The organism is Kineococcus xinjiangensis, assembly GCF_002934625.1.
In the GTDB taxonomy this organism is placed as follows: domain Bacteria; phylum Actinomycetota; class Actinomycetes; order Actinomycetales; family Kineococcaceae; genus Kineococcus_A; species Kineococcus_A xinjiangensis.
This window is the reverse complement of sequence record NZ_PTJD01000009.1, coordinates 156,389-173,558: the sequence shown is the minus strand read 5'-3', so window position 1 is coordinate 173,558 and position 17,170 is coordinate 156,389. Positions and strand designations below refer to the sequence as shown.

Annotated in this window: 23 protein-coding genes; 14 read left to right on the top strand and 9 right to left on the bottom strand. The window is 74.9% G+C overall.

From position 1 onward, the window contains the following. Window positions 1-111 precede the first annotated feature (111 nt). Window positions 112-432: a hypothetical protein gene (locus tag CLV92_RS13715; RefSeq protein WP_104433480.1), complete on the top strand. Its 321-nt coding sequence runs from the start codon at window positions 112-114 to the stop codon at window positions 430-432. Then, window positions 429-938, top strand: a complete 510-nt coding sequence (locus CLV92_RS13710) for a GAF domain-containing protein (protein WP_211291120.1) — start codon at window positions 429-431, stop codon at window positions 936-938. Before CLV92_RS13715 ends, CLV92_RS13710 begins: the two co-directional genes overlap by 4 nt. 99 nt (window positions 939-1,037) lie before the next feature. Here the strand turns inward: CLV92_RS13710 and CLV92_RS13705 are convergent, their stop codons facing one another. Next, the gene (locus tag CLV92_RS13705) at window positions 1,038-1,466 is read right to left on the bottom strand and encodes a hypothetical protein (protein WP_104433478.1); all 429 of its coding nucleotides are present in this window, start codon (window positions 1,464-1,466) and stop codon (window positions 1,038-1,040) included. 122 nt (window positions 1,467-1,588) lie between these two features. On the opposite strand from CLV92_RS13705, the gene CLV92_RS13700 reads away from it, so the two are divergent. Then, window positions 1,589-3,307: a methyl-accepting chemotaxis protein gene (locus CLV92_RS13700; protein WP_104433476.1), complete on the top strand. Its 1,719-nt coding sequence runs from the start codon at window positions 1,589-1,591 to the stop codon at window positions 3,305-3,307. A 213-nt stretch (window positions 3,308-3,520) separates the two neighbouring features. Here the strand turns inward: CLV92_RS13700 and CLV92_RS21490 are convergent, their stop codons facing one another. The 3 genes from CLV92_RS21490 to CLV92_RS13690 form a co-directional block, all read right to left on the bottom strand. Beyond that, a complete protein-coding gene (locus CLV92_RS21490; protein ID WP_158257243.1) occupies window positions 3,521-4,048 on the bottom strand; it encodes a MarR family winged helix-turn-helix transcriptional regulator in 528 nt (175 codons plus the stop codon). Window positions 4,049-4,107: 59 nt separating this feature from the next. Further along, on the bottom strand, window positions 4,108-4,377 hold the full coding sequence (locus CLV92_RS21485) for a hypothetical protein (RefSeq protein ID WP_158257242.1): 270 nt from the start codon (window positions 4,375-4,377) through the stop codon (window positions 4,108-4,110). Window positions 4,378-4,505: 128 nt separating this feature from the next. Next, window positions 4,506-5,129, bottom strand: coding sequence for a dTDP-4-dehydrorhamnose 3,5-epimerase family protein (locus tag CLV92_RS13690; RefSeq protein WP_104433472.1), 624 nt, complete (start codon window positions 5,127-5,129; stop codon window positions 4,506-4,508). A gap of 40 nt (window positions 5,130-5,169) precedes the next feature. Here CLV92_RS13690 and rfbD point away from each other — a divergent pair, with 40 nt between their 5' ends. After that, window positions 5,170-6,039: a dTDP-4-dehydrorhamnose reductase gene (gene rfbD, locus CLV92_RS13685; protein ID WP_104433470.1), complete on the top strand. Its 870-nt coding sequence runs from the start codon at window positions 5,170-5,172 to the stop codon at window positions 6,037-6,039. Window positions 6,040-6,073: 34 nt separating this feature from the next. On the opposite strand, the gene CLV92_RS22450 is transcribed toward rfbD, so the two are convergent. Then, complete coding sequence (locus CLV92_RS22450; protein ID WP_104433468.1) at window positions 6,074-7,195, bottom strand: cell wall-binding repeat-containing protein; 1,122 nt, start codon at window positions 7,193-7,195, stop codon at window positions 6,074-6,076. A 141-nt stretch (window positions 7,196-7,336) separates the two neighbouring features. Between CLV92_RS22450 and CLV92_RS13675 the strand changes: the two genes are divergently transcribed. Next, window positions 7,337-7,702: a hypothetical protein gene (locus CLV92_RS13675; protein WP_146099533.1), complete on the top strand. Its 366-nt coding sequence runs from the start codon at window positions 7,337-7,339 to the stop codon at window positions 7,700-7,702. Window positions 7,703-7,898: 196 nt separating this feature from the next. Further along, on the top strand, window positions 7,899-9,071 hold the full coding sequence (locus tag CLV92_RS13670) for a S8 family peptidase (protein ID WP_104433464.1): 1,173 nt from the start codon (window positions 7,899-7,901) through the stop codon (window positions 9,069-9,071). Window positions 9,072-9,110: 39 nt separating this feature from the next. Here the strand turns inward: CLV92_RS13670 and CLV92_RS13665 are convergent, their stop codons facing one another. Both CLV92_RS13665 and CLV92_RS13660 read right to left on the bottom strand, forming a co-directional pair. Then, window positions 9,111-10,244, bottom strand: coding sequence for a GTP-binding protein (locus tag CLV92_RS13665; protein WP_104433462.1), 1,134 nt, complete (start codon window positions 10,242-10,244; stop codon window positions 9,111-9,113). Beyond that, a complete protein-coding gene (locus CLV92_RS13660; protein WP_104433460.1) occupies window positions 10,241-10,507 on the bottom strand; it encodes a type B 50S ribosomal protein L31 in 267 nt (88 codons plus the stop codon). Before CLV92_RS13660 ends, CLV92_RS13665 begins: the two co-directional genes overlap by 4 nt. 73 nt (window positions 10,508-10,580) lie before the next feature. On the opposite strand from CLV92_RS13660, the gene rpmB reads away from it, so the two are divergent. The 6 genes from rpmB (at window position 10,581) to CLV92_RS13630 (ending at window position 12,153) form a co-directional block, all read left to right on the top strand. Beyond that, complete coding sequence (rpmB, locus tag CLV92_RS13655; RefSeq protein WP_104433458.1) at window positions 10,581-10,817, top strand: 50S ribosomal protein L28; 237 nt, start codon at window positions 10,581-10,583, stop codon at window positions 10,815-10,817. Continuing rightward, on the top strand, window positions 10,817-10,984 hold the full coding sequence (gene rpmG, locus CLV92_RS13650) for a 50S ribosomal protein L33 (RefSeq protein WP_104433456.1): 168 nt from the start codon (window positions 10,817-10,819) through the stop codon (window positions 10,982-10,984). Before rpmB ends, rpmG begins: the two co-directional genes overlap by 1 nt. Window positions 10,985-10,986: 2 nt before the next feature. After that, window positions 10,987-11,292, top strand: a complete 306-nt coding sequence (gene rpsN, locus CLV92_RS13645) for a 30S ribosomal protein S14 (protein WP_104433454.1) — start codon at window positions 10,987-10,989, stop codon at window positions 11,290-11,292. Between the two features lie 54 nt (window positions 11,293-11,346). Beyond that, window positions 11,347-11,634 carry an HU family DNA-binding protein gene (locus tag CLV92_RS13640; RefSeq protein WP_104433452.1) on the top strand — a complete coding sequence of 96 codons (288 nt, stop codon included), beginning with the start codon at window positions 11,347-11,349 and terminating at the stop codon, window positions 11,632-11,634. 67 nt (window positions 11,635-11,701) lie between these two features. After that, window positions 11,702-11,824, top strand: a complete 123-nt coding sequence (gene ykgO, locus CLV92_RS13635; protein ID WP_104433450.1) for a type B 50S ribosomal protein L36 — start codon at window positions 11,702-11,704, stop codon at window positions 11,822-11,824. Then, window positions 11,821-12,153, top strand: a complete 333-nt coding sequence (locus tag CLV92_RS13630) for a hypothetical protein (protein ID WP_104433448.1) — start codon at window positions 11,821-11,823, stop codon at window positions 12,151-12,153. Before ykgO ends, CLV92_RS13630 begins: the two co-directional genes overlap by 4 nt. 94 nt (window positions 12,154-12,247) lie before the next feature. On the opposite strand, the gene CLV92_RS13625 is transcribed toward CLV92_RS13630, so the two are convergent. Further along, entirely contained in the window at window positions 12,248-13,387 is a 1,140-nt protein-coding gene (locus CLV92_RS13625) for a GGDEF domain-containing protein (protein WP_146099532.1), read from the bottom strand. A 368-nt stretch (window positions 13,388-13,755) separates the two neighbouring features. On the opposite strand from CLV92_RS13625, the gene CLV92_RS21970 reads away from it, so the two are divergent. After that, window positions 13,756-15,066: a methyl-accepting chemotaxis protein gene (locus CLV92_RS21970; protein ID WP_281256935.1), complete on the top strand. Its 1,311-nt coding sequence runs from the start codon at window positions 13,756-13,758 to the stop codon at window positions 15,064-15,066. Window positions 15,067-15,083: 17 nt separating this feature from the next. On the opposite strand, the gene CLV92_RS13615 is transcribed toward CLV92_RS21970, so the two are convergent. Continuing rightward, window positions 15,084-16,643 carry a putative bifunctional diguanylate cyclase/phosphodiesterase gene (locus CLV92_RS13615; RefSeq protein WP_104433442.1) on the bottom strand — a complete coding sequence of 520 codons (1,560 nt, stop codon included), beginning with the start codon at window positions 16,641-16,643 and terminating at the stop codon, window positions 15,084-15,086. Between the two features lie 159 nt (window positions 16,644-16,802). Here CLV92_RS13615 and CLV92_RS13610 point away from each other — a divergent pair, with 159 nt between their 5' ends. Further along, window positions 16,803-16,982 carry a hypothetical protein gene (locus CLV92_RS13610; protein ID WP_104433440.1) on the top strand — a complete coding sequence of 60 codons (180 nt, stop codon included), beginning with the start codon at window positions 16,803-16,805 and terminating at the stop codon, window positions 16,980-16,982. Window positions 16,983-17,170: the final 188 nt, after the last annotated feature.

The window sequence follows — 17,170 nt, the reverse complement described above, 5'->3', positions numbered from 1 at the left end:
GGAGGCCGGACCTCCAGCCGGGGCGGCTTCCTGCCGAGGTACAGGGAGTCAGGGAGGCCGTCGCGACACCGGGCCTCCGATGCCGAGCGGTGAGACGGTGAGTCGAGCTTGATGCCCACGATGGAGACGGCCGCGAGTGCCGCCTACGGCCTGCGGCCCCCGACCCTGGCCGATGCCCGCACCGCGGTCGAGCGGGCCTACTCCCGCGCGGCCGTGGAGATCTGGCGGGAACTGCTGGCGTCGGCGCGCCTGACGGGCCAGGAGGGGGACCGGCCGTCGCTGGAGCGCCTCCTCGCCGCGATGGACGCCTACCCCGACGGCGTCATGGGCCTGTGCGCCCGCGCCCTGCGCATCCGGCTCGAGAGCCACGCGCGGCTCACCGCCGCCTTCGCCATGACCCACCCCGCCAGCCGCTCCGGAGCCTCCTCGTGATCGACCACAGCGTCGCCCTCGCCGACTACGACCGCCTCGCCGCGATCGCCGTCTACGACCTGGACCACCCCGAGCTGCGCCGGCGCATGGACGAGCTGTCCGTCCGCAGCGCGCGCGCCCTGGGCCAGCCCATCGGGATGGTCTCGGTGGTGCTGGACTCCGCGATGATGGTGCTCGGGGCCAGCGGCGCACCCGGGCTGTTGGAGTCGGGTGGCGGCATCCCGGTGGAGTGGTCCTTCTGCGCCACCGCGGTCGTCGAGCGCGCCCCCTACGTCGTGCCGGACGCGGCGAACGACCCGGTCCAGCACGACAACCCGTTGCTGCTGCTGGCCGGTGGTGACGCCTGCTACGCCGGCGTGCCGGTGACCACCCCGCAGGGTCACGTCGTCGGTGCGCACTGCGTCATCGGCCTGGCCCCGACCGAGTTCACCGAGGCCGACCTGGCGGTCCTGCGGGCGGGTGCAGCCGAGGCGTCCGCGCTGCTGGAGGAGTACCGCCGCGGCTGAGCGGCCGCGGATCGCGCGACGCCCTCCCCCGCCGTCGAGGCGGGGGAGGGCGTTCGCCGTTCCGGGGATCCGGCGCGCGGGTCGGGCCTGCCGGGGCCCTCACGCAGACGCGGCGGTGTCCTTGAGCAGGACGCTGATGCGCTGGTGGCTGACGCCGAGCAGCTTGGCGATGGCGCGGGTGCTCAGGCCCCGCTCGTGCAGGGCGCGGACCTCCGCGCGGCGCCAGCGGCTGTCGGCCTCGCTCAACCGGGTCACGGCCTCCCCGACGCGGCAGGAGAGGACCGGGACCTGTTCCAGGGCCGGGGCGTCGTCGGGGCCGGCGTCGCCGTCGAGCTGCCCGCACAGCGCCTCGGTCCGGGCGAGGGCCTCCGCGAGGGCGTCGATGCCCTCCTGCAGGTGCCGCCGCAGGTGCGTCAGCGCTGTGGCGGTGCTCGCGGCGGCAGGAGCGCCGGCGCCGGTCGCGGCGTCCGCGGCTCCCGGCACCAGCTCGAGCGTGGAGGGCCGCAGCACCGTCGAGGAAGCGAGCACACACCTCTATCGGCAACAGGGGTTGCCCTCCTGAGCGGAATTCCTGCACGAATGCAGGAACCCGTCCGCTCAGGCGGCAACCCGCCGTTGCCGATGGGGAGTGCTGAGCGCGGATCGAGTCGGTGCGCGCCCAGCCCCGCCGCTGCGACCGCAGCGCCCGGACACCCTTCAAGCAGGTGGAGGACGTCGTGGAGACGGACGCGATGACCCGGTGGCTCGAGCAACGAGCGGTGATCCGCTGGCTGACCAACCGCGGCGTCGCGACCCGCATCCTCGGCGTCATCGCACTCCTGGCTGTCGTGGCGGGCCTGGTGGCGATGGTGGGACTGAAGTCGCTGAGCACGACGAACGCCGGCATGGGAACCCTCTACGACGACAACGTCACCGGTCTCATCGAGCGCGGTCGGGTGCACCAGGAGCAGATCAAGTCGCGGATGCTCATCGGCTACCACGCCTCCTCCCTGGACGAGGCCACGATGGCCGAGTACGAGCAGAAGATGGAGGAGACCGACACCGACCTCGACGCCGCGGCCGCCGCCTACGAGGCCCTCGGCCTGAAGGGCCAGCGCGCGGACTGGGAGACCTTCGAGGAGGCCCTGGCGCAGTTCCGGGCCATCCGGGACGAGCAGCTGATCCCGCTCAGCCGCGCCAACGACCTGGCCGGCTTCCAGCGGGTGCGCGACGAGGTCGCCCAGCCCGTCATCTCCGAGATGGCCGACGCCCTCGACCGCGTCGAGCAGGTCGAGAAGGCCGAGGCCGCCGCCACCGTGGCCGCCGGGAAGGAGGCCTACGCCTCCGCCCGCACCACCATGATCACCGTTCTCGTCGCCGGACTCGGCCTGGCCGTCGGCCTCGGTGTCCTCATCGCCAAGATGATCATCATCGGGCTGCGGCGGGTCGCCTACGCGGTGGAGGGCATGGCCGAGGGCGACCTGACCCGCAGCGTCGACGTCCACACCACCTGCGAGCTCGGCGTGATGGCGCAGGCCCTGCGCACCGCCCAGCGCGGCGTCGGTGCCGCGGTGCAGGCCATCGCCACCTCCTCCACCGCGCTGGCCGCGGCGTCGGAGGAGCTGAGCAGCACCTCCACCCAGATCGCCGCCTCCGCCGACGTCGCCTCCACCCAGGCCGACGCGGTGGCCGCAGCGGCCGGGCAGATCTCGGCCAACGTGCAGACCGTGGCCGCCGGCAGCGAGGAGATGGGCACCTCCATCGTGGAGATCGCCTCCAACGCCGGGCAGGCCGCCGAGGTCGCCGCCTCCGCGGTGTCCGAGGCGCAGGTCACCAACGCCACCATCGTCCGCCTCGGCAAGTCCTCCGCCGAGATCAGCGAGGTCGTCAAGGCCATCACCGCCATCGCGGAGCAGACCAACCTGCTCGCCCTCAACGCCACCATCGAGGCCGCCCGCGCCGGGGAGGCCGGCAAGGGCTTCGCCGTGGTGGCCGGCGAGGTCAAGGAACTGGCCCAGCAGACCGCCCGCGCCACGGAGGACATCTCCCGCCGCGTCGCGGCCATCCAGACCGACACCACAGGTGCGGTCGCCGCCATCGCCGGCATCACCGACACCATCGAGCGCATCAACGCCTACCAGGTCACCATCGCCGCGGCGGTGGAGGAGCAGACCGCCACCACCTCGGAGATGAACCGCAACGTGGGCGACGTCGCCACCGGCGCGGACCAGATCGCCTCCCGCATCGGCGGTGTCGCCGACGCCGCCCGCGTCACCACCGAGGGCGTCGGCCAGGCCCAGCAGGCCACCGCCGAACTGGCCCACATGGCCGCCGAGCTGCAGTCCGTCGTGGCCCGCTTCCGCCTGCCCGAGCAGACCACCTGCCCCTGACCGGCCACCCCGCAGACAGGCCCGCAGACGCACGTCCGTGCGTCTGCGGGCCTGTCTGTCGCTGATCGGAGCGAGCACCTCCGGGGCACCGGCTGCCGGGCCCCCTGCCGGAGGTCGCTCAGTGGTGGAGGGAGTCCACGACGGAACGCGGGCGGCCTCGCTGGAGCTGGACGCGATCTCCCGGATGCTCGCGCCGGACTGCTCGGCGGTGGTTCAGGCGGCGGTGCGGCCGGGCAGGCGCTGGAGCAGCCAGGGCTCGACGACCTCGCCGAGCAGGGCGGCCAGGCTGGCGGCGGCGGCCGGCGAGAGCGGGGCGAACAGCTCCTGCAGCTCGACGCGGACGCGCGCCGCCGCCTGCGCGAGGAGGGCCTCCCCGGCGGGGGTGGGGCGCAGCAGGACGCGCCGCCGGTCGGCGGGGTCGCGCTCCCGCAGCAGCAGCCCGCCGCTCTCCAGCCGATCGGAGATGAGCGTGACGGTGGACTGCTGCAGCGCGAGGACCTGGGCCAGCGCACCGGCGGGGAGGGTGCCGTGGACGGCGAGGCCGTAGAGGGCGCGCAGGTCGGAGCCGACCACGCCGAGCTCGGCGGCGGCGGCGTCGATGGCGGACCCGACGGCGAGACCGGCCTGGATCGTGAGGTAGCCGAGCTCCAGGCCCGAGGAGGGGGCCAGCGCGACGGCCTCCTCCTCGGAGGCGGCGCCGGGCAGGGCTGCGCGGAGGACGGTGGGCGGCAGGAGGGTCACAGGTGCTCCATCGGCCGATGCTTGCGGAACTGAAGGATTCGGCCGATGGAGCGCGGAGGTCACTCCCGCGGGGCGTCCCCGCTGCGGGGCACGAGGAAGGTGCGGCCGTCCGGGGCGGTCACGCGCTCCCAGTCGCCGTACCCGGCGGCGGCCTCCTCGGGGGTGCGCGGGCCGCGCTGGGGCGTGCGGTCGGTGACCCCCTGCGCGGGGCCCACGAAGGCGAACCAGGCCTCCAGGACGGCGTCGACCCAGCGGTGCCTGGAGCGCGGCCGCCGGTAGTAGTAGGGGACGTCGCGGTCGTCGCGCGCCCGGCGTCCGTCCTCGGCCACGGTCTCCCCTTCCCACGACGGATGCGCGCCACCTCGGCGCCCGGGCTCCCGAAGGTCCGGCCACCACGAGTCTGCCCCGGATCGACGGGGGTCTGCCGCCCGACCGGACCAGATGTCGCCGAGGCTCCTCAGCCGTGGCCGACGAGTTCGCGCCGCCAGCGGGCGCACTCGGCGGCGTCGGGCAGCAGTTCCTGCGCCCGCGCCTGGGCGAGCGACGGGGCTGTGGCGTCCTTGGGCGACATCCGCAGCGTCAGCGGATGCCCGTGCCTGTCGGCTGCGGGCCAGTCGATGCCGAGGTCCGTGTCGAGGGGGTGGATGCCGTGCTCCCGGCTCGGCGCGTAGCCCGAGGAACACAGGTAGACGACGGTCGAGTCGTCGTCGAGGGAGCAGAAGGCGTGACCGAGCCCCTCGGACAGGTAGACCGCGGCCCGGTCCACGTCGTCGAGCAGCACCGCCCGCCACGCCCCGAAGGTCGCGGACCCCTCCCGCAGGTCGACGACCACGTCGAGGATCGCACCGGACGTGCAGGTGACGTACTTGGCCTGGCCCGGGGGGACGTCGGCGAAGTGCACACCGCGCACGACGCCCGCGGCCGACACGGAGGCGTTGACCTGGGCGACGTGCAGGGGGTGCCCGGCGACGCCTGCGAGGGACAGCGCCGTGTACTGCTCGACGAACGTCCCCCGTTCGTCGGCGTGCAGCCGGGGGCGGAAGACCCACGCACCCTCGATCCCGAGCTCCTCCACGTCCACACTCGCACTCTAGGAGACGGCCGACACGGAGAGCGGCAGGATGGTCGCCGTGCGTAGTAGCTGGGTGGTCCTGGGCGCGGGCGGGATGCTGGGGCAGGACGTGGTGGCGCACCTGCGCGGGCGAGGTGCGGAGGTGCGCGCCGTGCTCCGCGGCGATGCGGACGTCACGGTCGCGGAGCAGGTGCGCAGCGCGGTGACCGGTGCGGGCGTCGTCGTCAACTGCGCGGCCTGGACGGCGGTCGACGACGCCGAGACCCGGGAGGCGGAGGCGTTCGCGGTCAACGCGACAGGCGCCGCGGTGGTGGCGCGGGAGTGCGCGTCGGCGGGTGCGCGGCTGGTGCACGTCTCCACCGACTACGTCTTCGACGGGACGGCACGGGAGCCGTACCCGGAGGACGCGCCCCAGGCGCCGCGCTCGGCGTACGGGCGCACCAAGGCCGCGGGAGAGTGGGCCGTGCAGGCGCTGGCCCCCGACGCGCTCGTGGTGCGAACGGCGTGGTTGTACGGCGAGCACGGCGGATGCTTCCCGAAGACGATCGCGCGGCTGCTCGCCGAGCGGGAGACCATCGCAGTGGTGGACGACCAGGTCGGCTCCCCGACGTGGACGGCCGACGTGGCGGCGCAACTGGTGGCACTGGTGGACGCGCAGGCCCCCGCCGGCTGCTACGCGGCCACCAGTGCGGGGCGCGCGTCGTGGTGGGAGTTCGCCCGCACCGTGGCGGTGTCGCTGGGCGCGGATCAGGCGCGGATCCGCGCGACGGACACGGCGGGCTTCCCGCGCCCGGCGCCACGCCCCGCGTTCTCCGTGCTGTCCACCGCGGCGACGGCCGCGGCGGGCGTCGCCCCGCCGGGGCCGTGGCAGGAACGCTGGTCCGAGGCGGCGCCGGCCGTCCTCGCGGCCGTCTCCTGAGCGCTCCTCGGTGCCGCCCCGGCGGCGCCGGGCGCTACGGCGTCGGGGTCGGCGTCGGCGTCGGGGTCGGCGTCGGCGTCGGGGAGGTGGGCCTCGGCGGCGCGGGGACGGGCACCTTGGCACCGGTGGCCGCGGCGACGCGCTCCAGCACCTGGGCGGCGACGGCGTTGGAGCCGCCGAAGACGACGCTGTTCCGGGTGAAGTGAGCGGCGTTCTCGTTGAGGAAGCGCTCGGTGACGGTGCCCAGCTCCGTGGCGCCGGCGGCCAGCAGCAGTGGCGACTGGGTGCGGGCCAGCACCGGGCCGGCGGCCAGCGCGTCGGCGAGGTCGTTGCCACCGGCACCGTTGACGCCGCGGGCGATGCCGAAGCTGGCGGCCTCGAAACCGGCCCTCGTGATGGCGAAGCCGGCGATCTGGGCGGCGGTCTCGAACCTGGTGGCGCCGTGGAGGCGGCCGTCGGCGCCGAGCGCCTTCGCGGTCTCGGCGGAGACCGCACCCTCACCGCCGAGGACGATGACCTCGGCGTCGGGGTTGGCGGCCAGGACCTCGCTGGTCTCGGTCGGCACGCTGGTGGGTGCGGTGAGCAGGACCGGCCAGCCCTTGGCCGCGGAGACCGGGGAGATCGCGACGGCGTCGGCCGCACCGGAGGCGACGAAGATGACCGCCGGCTTGGCGCCGGGGACCAGTGCGGCCAGCTTGGCTGCGGTGTCGTAGCGGTTGGCGCCCTCGGCGCGCAGGACCGTGAACCTCCCGGCCAGCTGCTCCTGCACCGCCTGGCTGATCACGGCGTTGCCGCCGGCGAGGACGACGCGCTCGGCGCCCAGACGCTGCAGCTCCGCCGCGGTCTCCGCCGGCAGGGAGGTGGGGGCGGTCAGCAGCACGGGGGCGGAGTTGGCCCCGGCCACGAAGGCCGCGGCGAGGGCGTCGACGGTGGAGGTGCCGCTGGCCAGGACGACGGTCCTGGAACCGCCGGCGGGGAAGGCGCTCGCGGAGGCGTTGGCCGCGGTGGCGTAGCGGGAGTCGCCCTCGACGCGCTCGATGGTGGTGTCGGTGGCGGCCTGGGCACCGGCGGGCAGGAAGCCCGCCACACCGAGACCGACCAGAGCGGCCAGACCGGCACCGGCAGCGCGACGACGGACAGTGATCACACGATTCATCAAGACTCCCTCGTGATCTGGTCGTGCAGCCCCCCCGGGCCCACCCCCGGACAGCCCATCGCGACACCCGCCCCCGGCGCCGAGAACCAAGGGGAACAGCCCTGAAGGACTGGCGGCCAGCACTACCCCGAGGAAGTCACCGTGCACCACCACCCGCGCAGCACCGTCCACCCCGCCACCGCCCCCGCCACCGAGGTGGCCGACCTGGCCCGGTTGCTGCTGCGCCGCCCGGAGCTGAACCACCTCGACGACGACGCGCTCCTGCTGCGCCTGGCACGCACCACCGCCGTCGGGCACCTGCTGCGCTCGCGGGTCGCCGTCGCCGTGCGCGACGCCGAGCGCCTCCTGGACGCCATGCTCCTCGACGGGCGCGCCGTGCTGCTCCACGTCACCGATCCGGCCCCGCGTGAGGGCGTCCTCGCCGTGCGCCGCCCCGTCGCGGCGCACGACCTGACCCGCGCCCGCGACATGGCGCGCTCGCTGGCCCCGCTGATCGCCCGGCGCTGAGCCGCCTGCGCCTGCGGGATGGTCGCAGCGCGCGCATCCGGGCCGGCGGGAGGCCCCCGCCGAGTGGCGAACGGGTGACGCCGCCCGCCCGGCCCTTCACCTCGGCCGTGCGGCAGCCGAACCGGCTCCCAACACGCATCCTGCGCAGCCGGCTCCGGCACGTCGCCGCGCGCGACCGATCACCGAGGTGGACAGCATGAGCTCCGCAACCGCACCCCGCCGGCGCTCGCGCGCCCTGCCCTGGGCCGCGGCCACCTCCCTGGCCGTCCTCGCCGGCGCGCTCGCCCCCGTCGCCGCCGTCGCGGCCCCCGCCCAGCGCACCGCGGTGATCGTCCAGCTCAAGCCCGGGACGGACGCCGCGGCCCTGGCCCGGCAGTCGGCCGGCGCCTCCGGCCGGGTCAGCCACGTCTACGGCTCCGCCCTCGTCGGCTTCGCCGCGACGCTGCCGGCACCGGCCGTGGAGGCGCTGCGCCGCAACCCGCGCGTGCTCTCCGTCGAGCCCGACGCCACGGTGCGGGTCCAGGGCACCCAGACGCCGACGCCGAGCTGGGGCCTGGACCGGGTCGACCAGGCCAAGCTGCCCCTCAGCGGCTCGTTCACCTGGAGCGGCGACGGCAGCGGCGTGACCGCCTACGTCCTCGACACCGGCATCCGCGCCGACCACGCCGACTTCGGCGGCAGGGTGCGGGCCGGCTTCACCACCGTCGCCGACGGCCGGGGCACCACCGACTGCAACGGTCACGGCACCCACGTCGCCGGCACCCTCGCCGGGTCCGCCCACGGAGTGGCGAAGGCGGCCACGCTGGTGCCCGTGCGCGTCCTGGCCTGCGACGGCTCCGGCAGCTACTCCCAGATCATCGCCGGGCTCGACTGGGCCGCCAAGGACCACCTAGCCGGGGTGCCCGCCGTGGCGAACATCAGTCTGGGCGGACCCGCCAGCTCCGCGCTGGACGCCGCGGTGAAGGCGCTCATCAGCGACGGCGTCTCGGTGGCGGTCGCCGCGGGCAACTCCGGCGCAGACGCCTGCCGAACCTCCCCGGCACGGGTGGCCGCGGCGCTGACGGTCGGCGCCACCACCTCCACCGACGCCCGGGCCTCGTACTCCAACTACGGCAGCTGCCTGGACCTGTTCGCCCCCGGGTCCTCGATCCTCTCCGCCTGGCACACCTCCACCACCGCCACGGCGACCTCGTCGGGCACCTCCATGGCCGCCCCGCACGTCGCCGGGGCCGCGGCACTGCTGCTCTCCGCGCAGCCCGCGCTCACCCCCGCGGCCGTCGCCGACGCCCTCGTGAGGTCGGCGACCACGAGCGTCGTCTCCGGCGCCGGCTCCAAGAGCCCCAACCGGCTGCTGCGCACTCCCGCCTGAGCGGCGCGGGGCCGAGGCGCGCCGCCCGGGCGGCGCGCCTCACCCGTCGTCGTGCGCCCCGGTGAGGACGTCGGCCGTCGCAGGCCCGAGCCAGTCCTCGAAACCGTCGCCGCCGCGGATCCCCTCCACCGCGGCCTGCTCGGTCGGGGTCGCCAGCACGCAGGGGAACGCGGCGCGGATCCGGTCCCGGTCCCGCGCGTCCAGCCCGGTGACGACGAGGTGGGTGCGGCGCTCCTCACCAGGTTCCCAGGTGCCGAGGTCGCCGATGCTGAGCTGACCGCCGGCGCCGTCCCAGGCGCAGACGGTGTCGGGGCGGCCCGGCAGCCAGAAGACGCCGCGGGCGCGCAGCCTGCCGGCGCCCAGCTCCTCGAGGCGGTCCAGCAGGCGCTGCGGGTGGAAGGGGCGCGGCGAGGAGAGTTCGAGCGTCCAGGCACCGTCGCCGTCGGGGGCGCCGCTGGGGGCCGCCCGGCGCAGGTCGCTGCGCCCGTCGAGGCCGGCCGCGCCGCGCCAGGACCGCAGCAGCGACCCGGTGTCCTCGTGCAGCCGCAGCAGGTGGAGCGCGGGGACGCAGAGGTGGCGCAGCGCGGCGGTCGTGGCCGGAGAGGGCTCGCCGTCGAGGACGACGACGTCCGCCTCCTCGAGCTGGTGGACGAGGGCCTCCCCCACCGCGCGCCGGTCGTCCTGCGCGAGGGCGAGGCCGCGCTCCTCGAGGAGGTCGTCGCCGAAGGCGTCCGCCAGCAGGGTGTCCGCGTCGGCGACGGCGACGACCCCCGCCACCCGCACGACCTCCTCCATCACCGTGCCGCCCACCTCGCCGGCGACGAGGGCCTGGACGGCGGCGACGGGTTCGGCGGTGACGGGCAGGGCCAGCAGTGCGTGCTCCCAGCGGCCGCTGGCGGCGATCGCGGCGAGGGTGGGCAGGACGTCCTCGCGCAGCGCGCACCCGAGGCAGGCGTGCTCCAGCGGCACGTGGACGTCCTCGACGACGCCGCTCGCGTCGCTGACGGTGCGGCGCAGGCCGTCTGCGCGCCGCGGGCCGAGGTCGTAGCGGAGGACGACGACGCCGCCGACGTCGCAGAGCGCACCCGCGGTGAGCGACTCCCGCAGGACCGCGTCCATGGCCGCGACCACGGTGACGGGCAGGCGGGGGTCGGGGTCGCGCTGTCCGTTCACGCCTGCTGCCCCGGGGTGCCGTAGCGGCGGCGGAACTTCTCGATGCGGCCCTCGGTGTCGACGACCCGCGCGGTGCCGGTCCAGAAGGGGTGGCTGGCGGAGGAGATGTCGACGTCCACGACGGGGTAGGTGCCTCCGTCCTCCCACTGGACCGTCTCCCGCGCCGGGGCGGTCGCCAGCGTGGAACGGGTGAGGAAGCTGGTGCCGGCGGACTTGTCGCGGAAGACGACGGGGCCGTAGCCGGGGTGGATTCCTGGGCGCACAGCGGACCTCTCTATCTGAGAACGATTATGATTAACTACCGTAGCGCACCCGCCCCGACCGAGAGGAACCCCCGTGTCCGCCCGCTGCCAGGTCACCGGAGCCGTCCCGGGTTTCGGCCACGCCGTCTCCCACTCCCACCGGCGCACCAAGCGCCGCTGGGACCCGAACGTCCAGCGCCGCACCTACTTCGTGCCGAGCCTGCGCCGCAACGTCGTCCTCACCGTCAGCGCCCGCGGCATCCGCACCATCGACCGCCGCGGCATCGACGCCGTCGTCACCGAACTCCTCGGCAAGGGAGAACGGCTCTGATGGCGAAGACCACCGACGTCCGCCCGGTCGTGAAGCTCAAGTCCACCGCCGGCACCGGCTACACGTACGTGACCCGCAAGAACCGCCGCAACGACCCCGACCGCCTCGTGCTGCGCAAGTTCGACCCCCGCGTGCGCCGCCACGTCGACTTCCGCGAGGAGCGCTGACCATGGCCAAGAAGAGCAAGATCGCCCGCAACGAGCAGCGCCGCGAGGTCGTCGCCCGCTACGCCGGCCGCCGCACCGAACTCAAGCGCCTGGCCGTCTCCCCCACCGCGAGCGAGGAGGAGCGCGCCGCCGCACGCCTCGGGCTGCAGCGCCTCCCCCGCGACGCCAGCCCCACCCGGCTGCGCAACCGCGACGTCGTCGACGGCCGCCCCCGCGGCGTCTGGCGCGCCTTCGGCCTCTCCCGCATCCGGTTGCGCGAGATGGCCCACGCCGGGGAACTGCCCGGCGTCACCAAGTCCAGCTGGTGACCGCGGCCTCCCGCCCGGCGCCGTCCTCGAACCCTCGCAGCACCCGGAGGACCCGTGAACCGTCGTGAGCTCACCGTCGCCCTCGCCCAGCGCAGTGGCGTTCCCGAGGAGCAGGCCGACGCGCTCCTGACGGCGCTCGGCGACGTCCTCGTCGAGGCCGTCGCTGGGGGGGACGACGTGCGGCTCCCCGGTGTGCTCAGCGTCGAACGGGTCGAGCGGGCCGCCCGCACCGGGCGAAACCCCCGCACCGGGGAGACCCTGCAGATCGCCGCCGCATACGGCGTGCGCATCAGCCCCGGCACCCGGCTCAAGGCTGCCGCCGGCAGTTCCGCACCCGCCTGACACCGCCCCGCCCGATACCGCCCCGGCCACCCGCATCCGGTCCCGCCGCCCAGCAGGAGGAACGCCCGTGAAGGTCCGCGCATCCCTGAAGTCCCTCAAGAACAAGGAGGGCTCGATCGTCGTCCGCCGCCACGGCAAGGTCTACGTCCTCAACAAGCGCAACCCCCGGTGGAAGGCCCGCCAGGGGTGAAGCGGCTCGACCGACCCCTGCTCCACATCCTGCTCGTCCCCGCCGAGGTCGGACTGCTGCACCGGCTGCGCCCCGTCGTGCGCAACCGCTCCGACGCCGTGCTCATCCGGCTGGAGACCCCGCCGCCCGGCTGCCCCGGCGCGCAGGTCGGTCTCGCGCCGGTGCCCTTCCGCGCGCTCTGCCTCGACGTCGTCACCTGGCTGGGTGGGCTCAGCGCCGCCGACGTCGAGCAGTTGCTCACCGCGATCCGCGAAGGGCGGGAACACCCCTGCCTCGCGCTGCGGCACCGCGTGCTCCTCCCCGCCGCCGACGGGTCGCGGGAACGGTGAGGGTCCGAGACTCCGCGACACCGGAGTGGTGTGGCAGAACGGAACCAGTCGGGTCCTCGTCGCCATGCGCTGACCGCGCCCCGCGCCGGGGTCCTCAGCTCGGCGCCGCCTGCCACAGGCAGGACAGCACCCTGTCCTTCCCCGACCGCTTGGCGGCGTAGAGCATCTCGTCGGCCTGCTGCACCAGCATCTCGCGCATCTCCGCGGCCGCGCTGCCGGCGCCGCCGGTGGCGACCCCGATGCTGACCGTCATGCGCAGGCCGGGGGCCACGTCGTCGAAGGAGAGGCCCGCGACGACACCGCGCAGCCGCTCGCAGCACGCCACCGCCTCCTCCGAGCGGGTGTCGGGCATCAGCAGGACGAACTCCTCCCCGCCGGTGCGAGCCACCACGTCCGACGCCCGGCTGCCGGTGAGCAGCGCGCCGGCCACGCGCTGGAGCACGACGTCCCCGACGTGGTGGCCGAGGGTGTCGTTGACCCGCTTGAAGTCGTCCAGGTCCGCCACGACCACGGAGACGCACTCCCCCTCCTGCGCGGCCGAGGCGACGCGGTCGAACTCCTCGTCGAGGCGACGGCGGTTGTACAGGCCGGTCAGCGGGTCGCGGGCGGAGAGCTCCGCGAGCTGGCCGGCCAGCGACTCGGACCGGCTCAGGGCGGCCGTGAGCGCCGCGGTGCGCTGCTCGACCCGGTCCTCCAGGTCGGCGTTGGCCTCCTGCAGGGCCGCGGTCAGGCGCTCGGCCTCGGCGAAGGAGCGGTCGATGACCCAGTTGTTCACCCCCGCCATCAGCGTCGCGAAGGTCGCCACCACCGTGGTGAGCGCGAGGAGTTCCACGTAGGCGACCGGTTCGGTGCGGCCGCCGACGACCAGCGGGAGGCAGAACGTCGCGGCGAAGGACGCGACCAGAGCGAAGGGCAGCGCGCGCGTCGGCAGGGAGATGCCGGCGATCAGGACCAGTGAGACCAGGAAGATCGGCGCGTTCGACGCGTGCCCCTCGGCCAGGACGCCGGCCAGCGTCGCGGAGAAGTTGAGGACCAGCAGCGCGACCGCGGACACCGTGACGTGCCCGGCCCGGGCCAGTGCGATCATCGCCGCGTTGGCCAGGCACAGCCCGGTGATGAGCGTCGTGGAGAGCCACCAGTCCGGGAGCACGGCCATCAGCGCGAACATCGTGGGGATGAGCGCCACGATGCTGCTCGCGGCGACGATGACGAGGACGCGCCCCCGACGCCGCACCCGGGGATCCTCGTGCCCGATCCGCACCAGCCACGACCACAGGGCGCGCGCAGTGGACCACCGCTCCCGCCACCTCAGCACGCGCGCTCCCGATCCCCGGCCGACCCCGTTGACAGACGAACCCCTCGACGGACGAACCCATCGATCGAGCGAACTCGTCGCTCGACTCCATCGACGCCGGAACCGGCTTCCTGGAGAGCACGCCCCCCGGGTGGCGCAGCCGTGGGGGTCAGCGGTGGTGTTCGAGGGTGAACGGCGCTGGGCACGGCCGAGGCAGGCTGCCGGCGGCAGGGGAAGCTCCGGGTATGGCCCAGGTCACCGCGCCGGACCCCTCCACCTGGAAGGCGCAGCTGCCGAGGATCGATTCCATGGAGATCGACCACGACGTTCGGGCCGAACCGGCCAGGTGGCTCCCGCGCGGGGTGCTGCTCGACGAGCAGGCCTTCCGCGCCCGGCACCGCCTCCTCCTGGCCCTGCTCGTGCTGCACGTCCCGGTCCTGGCCGTGCTCGGCGTCTGGCAGGGTCAGACCGGCCCGGCGCTGTGGGGCCAGCTCGCCGCCGTGGCCGTCGCGGCGGTCCTGGGGAACGTCCTGACCTCCCAGGCCGGGCGGGCGAGCGCCGTGGGCCTCGGCCTGATGGTGTGCGCCGACGTCCTCGTCCACGTCGGCGGTGGGCTGACGGACCTGCACATCTGGTTCTACGTGCTCCTCGCGATGATCTCCCTCTACCAGGCATGGGCGCCGTTCCTGCTCGCCGTGGCCTTCGTCGCGGTGCACCACGTCGCGCTGACCCTCCTCGACCCGCACGCCGTCTTCTCCGACCCCCGCGCCCAGGCCGACCCGATCCCGTTCGCCGCACTGCACGCCGCGTTCCTGCTCGCGGAGGCCACCGCCCTCGCCTACGGCTGGAAGTTCACCGAGCAGGCCGACCGGGCCCGCCGCCAGGAGCAGCAGCGCGCAGCCGCGCAGCAGCGGGCCCAGGTCGCGGCGCAGGAGGCGCTGGCCGCCGAGCGGGCGGCCGCCGCGGAGGAGGCCACCCGGCGCCTGCAGGAGCGCGAGGCCCGCGCCGCCGAACTGGCGGGCGCGCTGGCGCAGCTGCAGAGCTCCGGTGCGCGTCTCACCGACAACGTGGCCTCCGCCGACGAGGTCATCTCCGGGCTCAGTGAGGCGTTCTCGAGGATCGCCGCGGTGGCGGACCGGGCCAGCGGTACCGCCCAGGACGCCGACACGCGCTCCCGGGCCAGCGCGGTGACGATCGAGCGGCTCGCCGGCACGATGACGGAGATCGACGCGATCGCCACGAGCATCTCCGGCATCGCGGACCAGACGAACCTGCTCGCGCTGAACGCCACCATCGAGGCCGCGCGGGCGGGAGAGCTGGGCAAGGGGTTCGCGGTGGTCGCCGGGGAGGTCAAGGACCTGGCCTCCGAGACGGCGCAGGCCACCGAGCGCATCCGCCGCGTCGTCGACGCCGTGCGCGGGGACGTGCAGGAGGCGGCGACCTCCCTCGGCGCCATCCAGGACGTCATGCGCGGGGTCGTGGAGGCGCAGGGCACCATCGCCTCCGCCGTGGCGGAGCAGAGCAGCGCGACGGCCGGAGTGCGCTCCACCATCGCCGAGGCCGCGACCGACGCGCAGCGCATGTCGCGCAGCCTCGAGGGCATCACGCTGCTCACCTGAGCGGCGGCTGGAGGGCGTCAGCCGCCGGTTCGACGCGGTGGCGGTGGCGTCACCGTCGCGTGCGTCTCCCGTCGGGGGCCGAGCAGGTCGGTGATGGCGGTGGCGGGCTGAGGCCGCGCCCAGAGGTAGCCCTGGGCCTGGCGGTAGCCGAGCCGGACGAGGCTCTGCTGCTGCTCCGGGGTCTCCACCCCCTCGGCCAGGGCGGAGGCGCCCAGGGCGGCGGCGAGGTCGGCGACGGCACGCAGCAGGGCGGGATCGTCGACGAAGGAGCGGTCCGCCTTCAGCTTGGAGATGGCGAAGCGGCGCAACTGGCCCAGGGAGGAGCAGCCGGAGCCGAAGTCGTCCACGGCCAGCGCGATGCCGTCCTCGTCCAGGGCCTGCAGGTTGGCGACGGTGGCTCCCTCGGTGTCCAGCAGCACGCTCTCGGTGATCTCCAGGCACAGCCGCTGCGGCACCACCCGGGCCCGGGCCAGGGCGGCGCTGACCTGCTGGGCGAAGTCGGGCCGGCGCAGCTGGACGGGGGAGACGTTGACCGCGATCTCCAGCTCGGGATGCAGGCTGTGCCACCAGGCGGCGTGCTCGAGGGTGGTGTGCAGCACGGAGCGGCCCAGGTCGTGGATCAGCTCGCAGTCCTCGGCGATGGCGATGAACTCGTCCGGCCCGATCACCCCGTAGGGCGTGCTGTTCCAGCGGGCCAGGGCCTCCACCCCCAGGACGCGCCCGTCCCGGGGGTCGACCAACGGCTGGAAGGCGACGGAGAGGGCGTCGGAGCCGGTCTCGACGTCGTGGCGCAACTGGTTCTCCAGGTGCAGGCGGCGCTGGGCGACCTCGCCCATGGACTCGTCGAAGACCTCCACCTCCCCGCGCCCGCGGGCCTTGGCCAGGTACATCGCGGCATCCGCCTCCCGCAGCACCACCTCGAGCTCCCCCTCCCCGCGCCCGCGGGCGAAGGCGATGCCGGTGGAGGCGGTGACGTAGACCGACTGCGGGCCTGCCGTGCCGGTGCCGTCGAGAGGGAAGGGCTCGCGCAGCGCCGCACGCAGGTGGGCCGCCGCGGCGAGGGCGTCGGCGGGGGTGTGGACGTCCTGGACGATGACGGCGAACTCGTCCCCGCCCAGGCGGGCCAGGGTGTCGCTGGCGCGCACCGCCCGGGTCAGGCGCCGGGTCAGGGCGATGAGCAGTTCGTCGCCGCACTGGTGGCCGCGGGAGTCGTTGACCAGCTTGAAGCGGTCCACGTCGATGAGCAGCACCGCCACGTCCGCCCCGCAGCGCTGGGCGTGGGCGGCGGCGGTGGCGAGGCGGTCGGCGTAGAGGACGCGGTTGGGCAGGCCCGTCAGGGCGTCGTGCATCGCGTCGTACTCCCGCCGCGCGGCCAGTTCCTGCGCCCGCGCGGCCAGCTCCTGCGCCTGCCCGGCCAGATCCCGGGCCTGCGCCGCGGAGACCCTGGCCTGCGCCTCCGACGCCTGCGCCTGGGCGGCCAGGGCCTGCGCGTGGGTCTGCGCGGCGGCCAGCGCCCGGGTGACCCGCAGCGTGCTGCCCCCGATGACGAGTGCCGCGACCCAGTACAGCCACAACACCCCCAGCTCCCACCCCCCCCCACGAACTGCACCCGGTGGGCGAGCACCACGGCAGGCGGCAGGAGCAGCGCCGCGACCGCCGCCCACAGCTGCCGCCCGCGCAGGACCGAGCAGACGAACGGCAACCGCCCCAGCAGCGAGATGAGGATCCCGACCTGGGTGACGCCGATCACCGCGAAGCTCCACGTCAGCAGCGCGACGTCCGCCAGCACGATCGCCAGCCACGTCCAGGGACGACGGGGGCGGCCGGCGGTGGACAGCAGCCAGACCCCGGCCAGCACCCGCAGCGCGAAGCCCGCCGCCTCCGGAACCACCATCGGCGCGTTCCAGTGGACGTAGGGGTTGAGCACCACTGCGACCTGGATCGCCGCCGTGCCCAGCAGCGCCGCCGCCAGCAGCTGGTCGGGCACCGCGTCCCGGGAGGAACGCCGTCGCAGCCGCGGTGTGCTCGCACGGACCTCCTGCGCGGCCACGGGACCTCCTGGACTTGACGACGTCGATCCACCCAGGCGCCAACCGCTGCACCA

Coding starts and splice junctions, on each gene's coding strand:
- CLV92_RS13715 (WP_104433480.1), top strand. CDS start 112: ATGCCCACGATGGAGACGGCCGCGAGTGCCGCCTACGGCCTGCGGCCC.
- rfbD (WP_104433470.1), top strand. CDS start 5,170: ATGGTCGCCGTGCGTAGTAGCTGGGTGGTCCTGGGCGCGGGCGGGATG.
- CLV92_RS22450 (WP_104433468.1), bottom strand. CDS start 7,195: ATGAATCGTGTGATCACTGTCCGTCGTCGCGCTGCCGGTGCCGGTCTG.
- CLV92_RS13670 (WP_104433464.1), top strand. CDS start 7,899: ATGAGCTCCGCAACCGCACCCCGCCGGCGCTCGCGCGCCCTGCCCTGG.
- rpmG (WP_104433456.1), top strand. CDS start 10,817: ATGGCGAAGACCACCGACGTCCGCCCGGTCGTGAAGCTCAAGTCCACC.
- rpsN (WP_104433454.1), top strand. CDS start 10,987: ATGGCCAAGAAGAGCAAGATCGCCCGCAACGAGCAGCGCCGCGAGGTC.
- CLV92_RS21970 (WP_281256935.1), top strand. CDS start 13,756: ATGGAGATCGACCACGACGTTCGGGCCGAACCGGCCAGGTGGCTCCCG.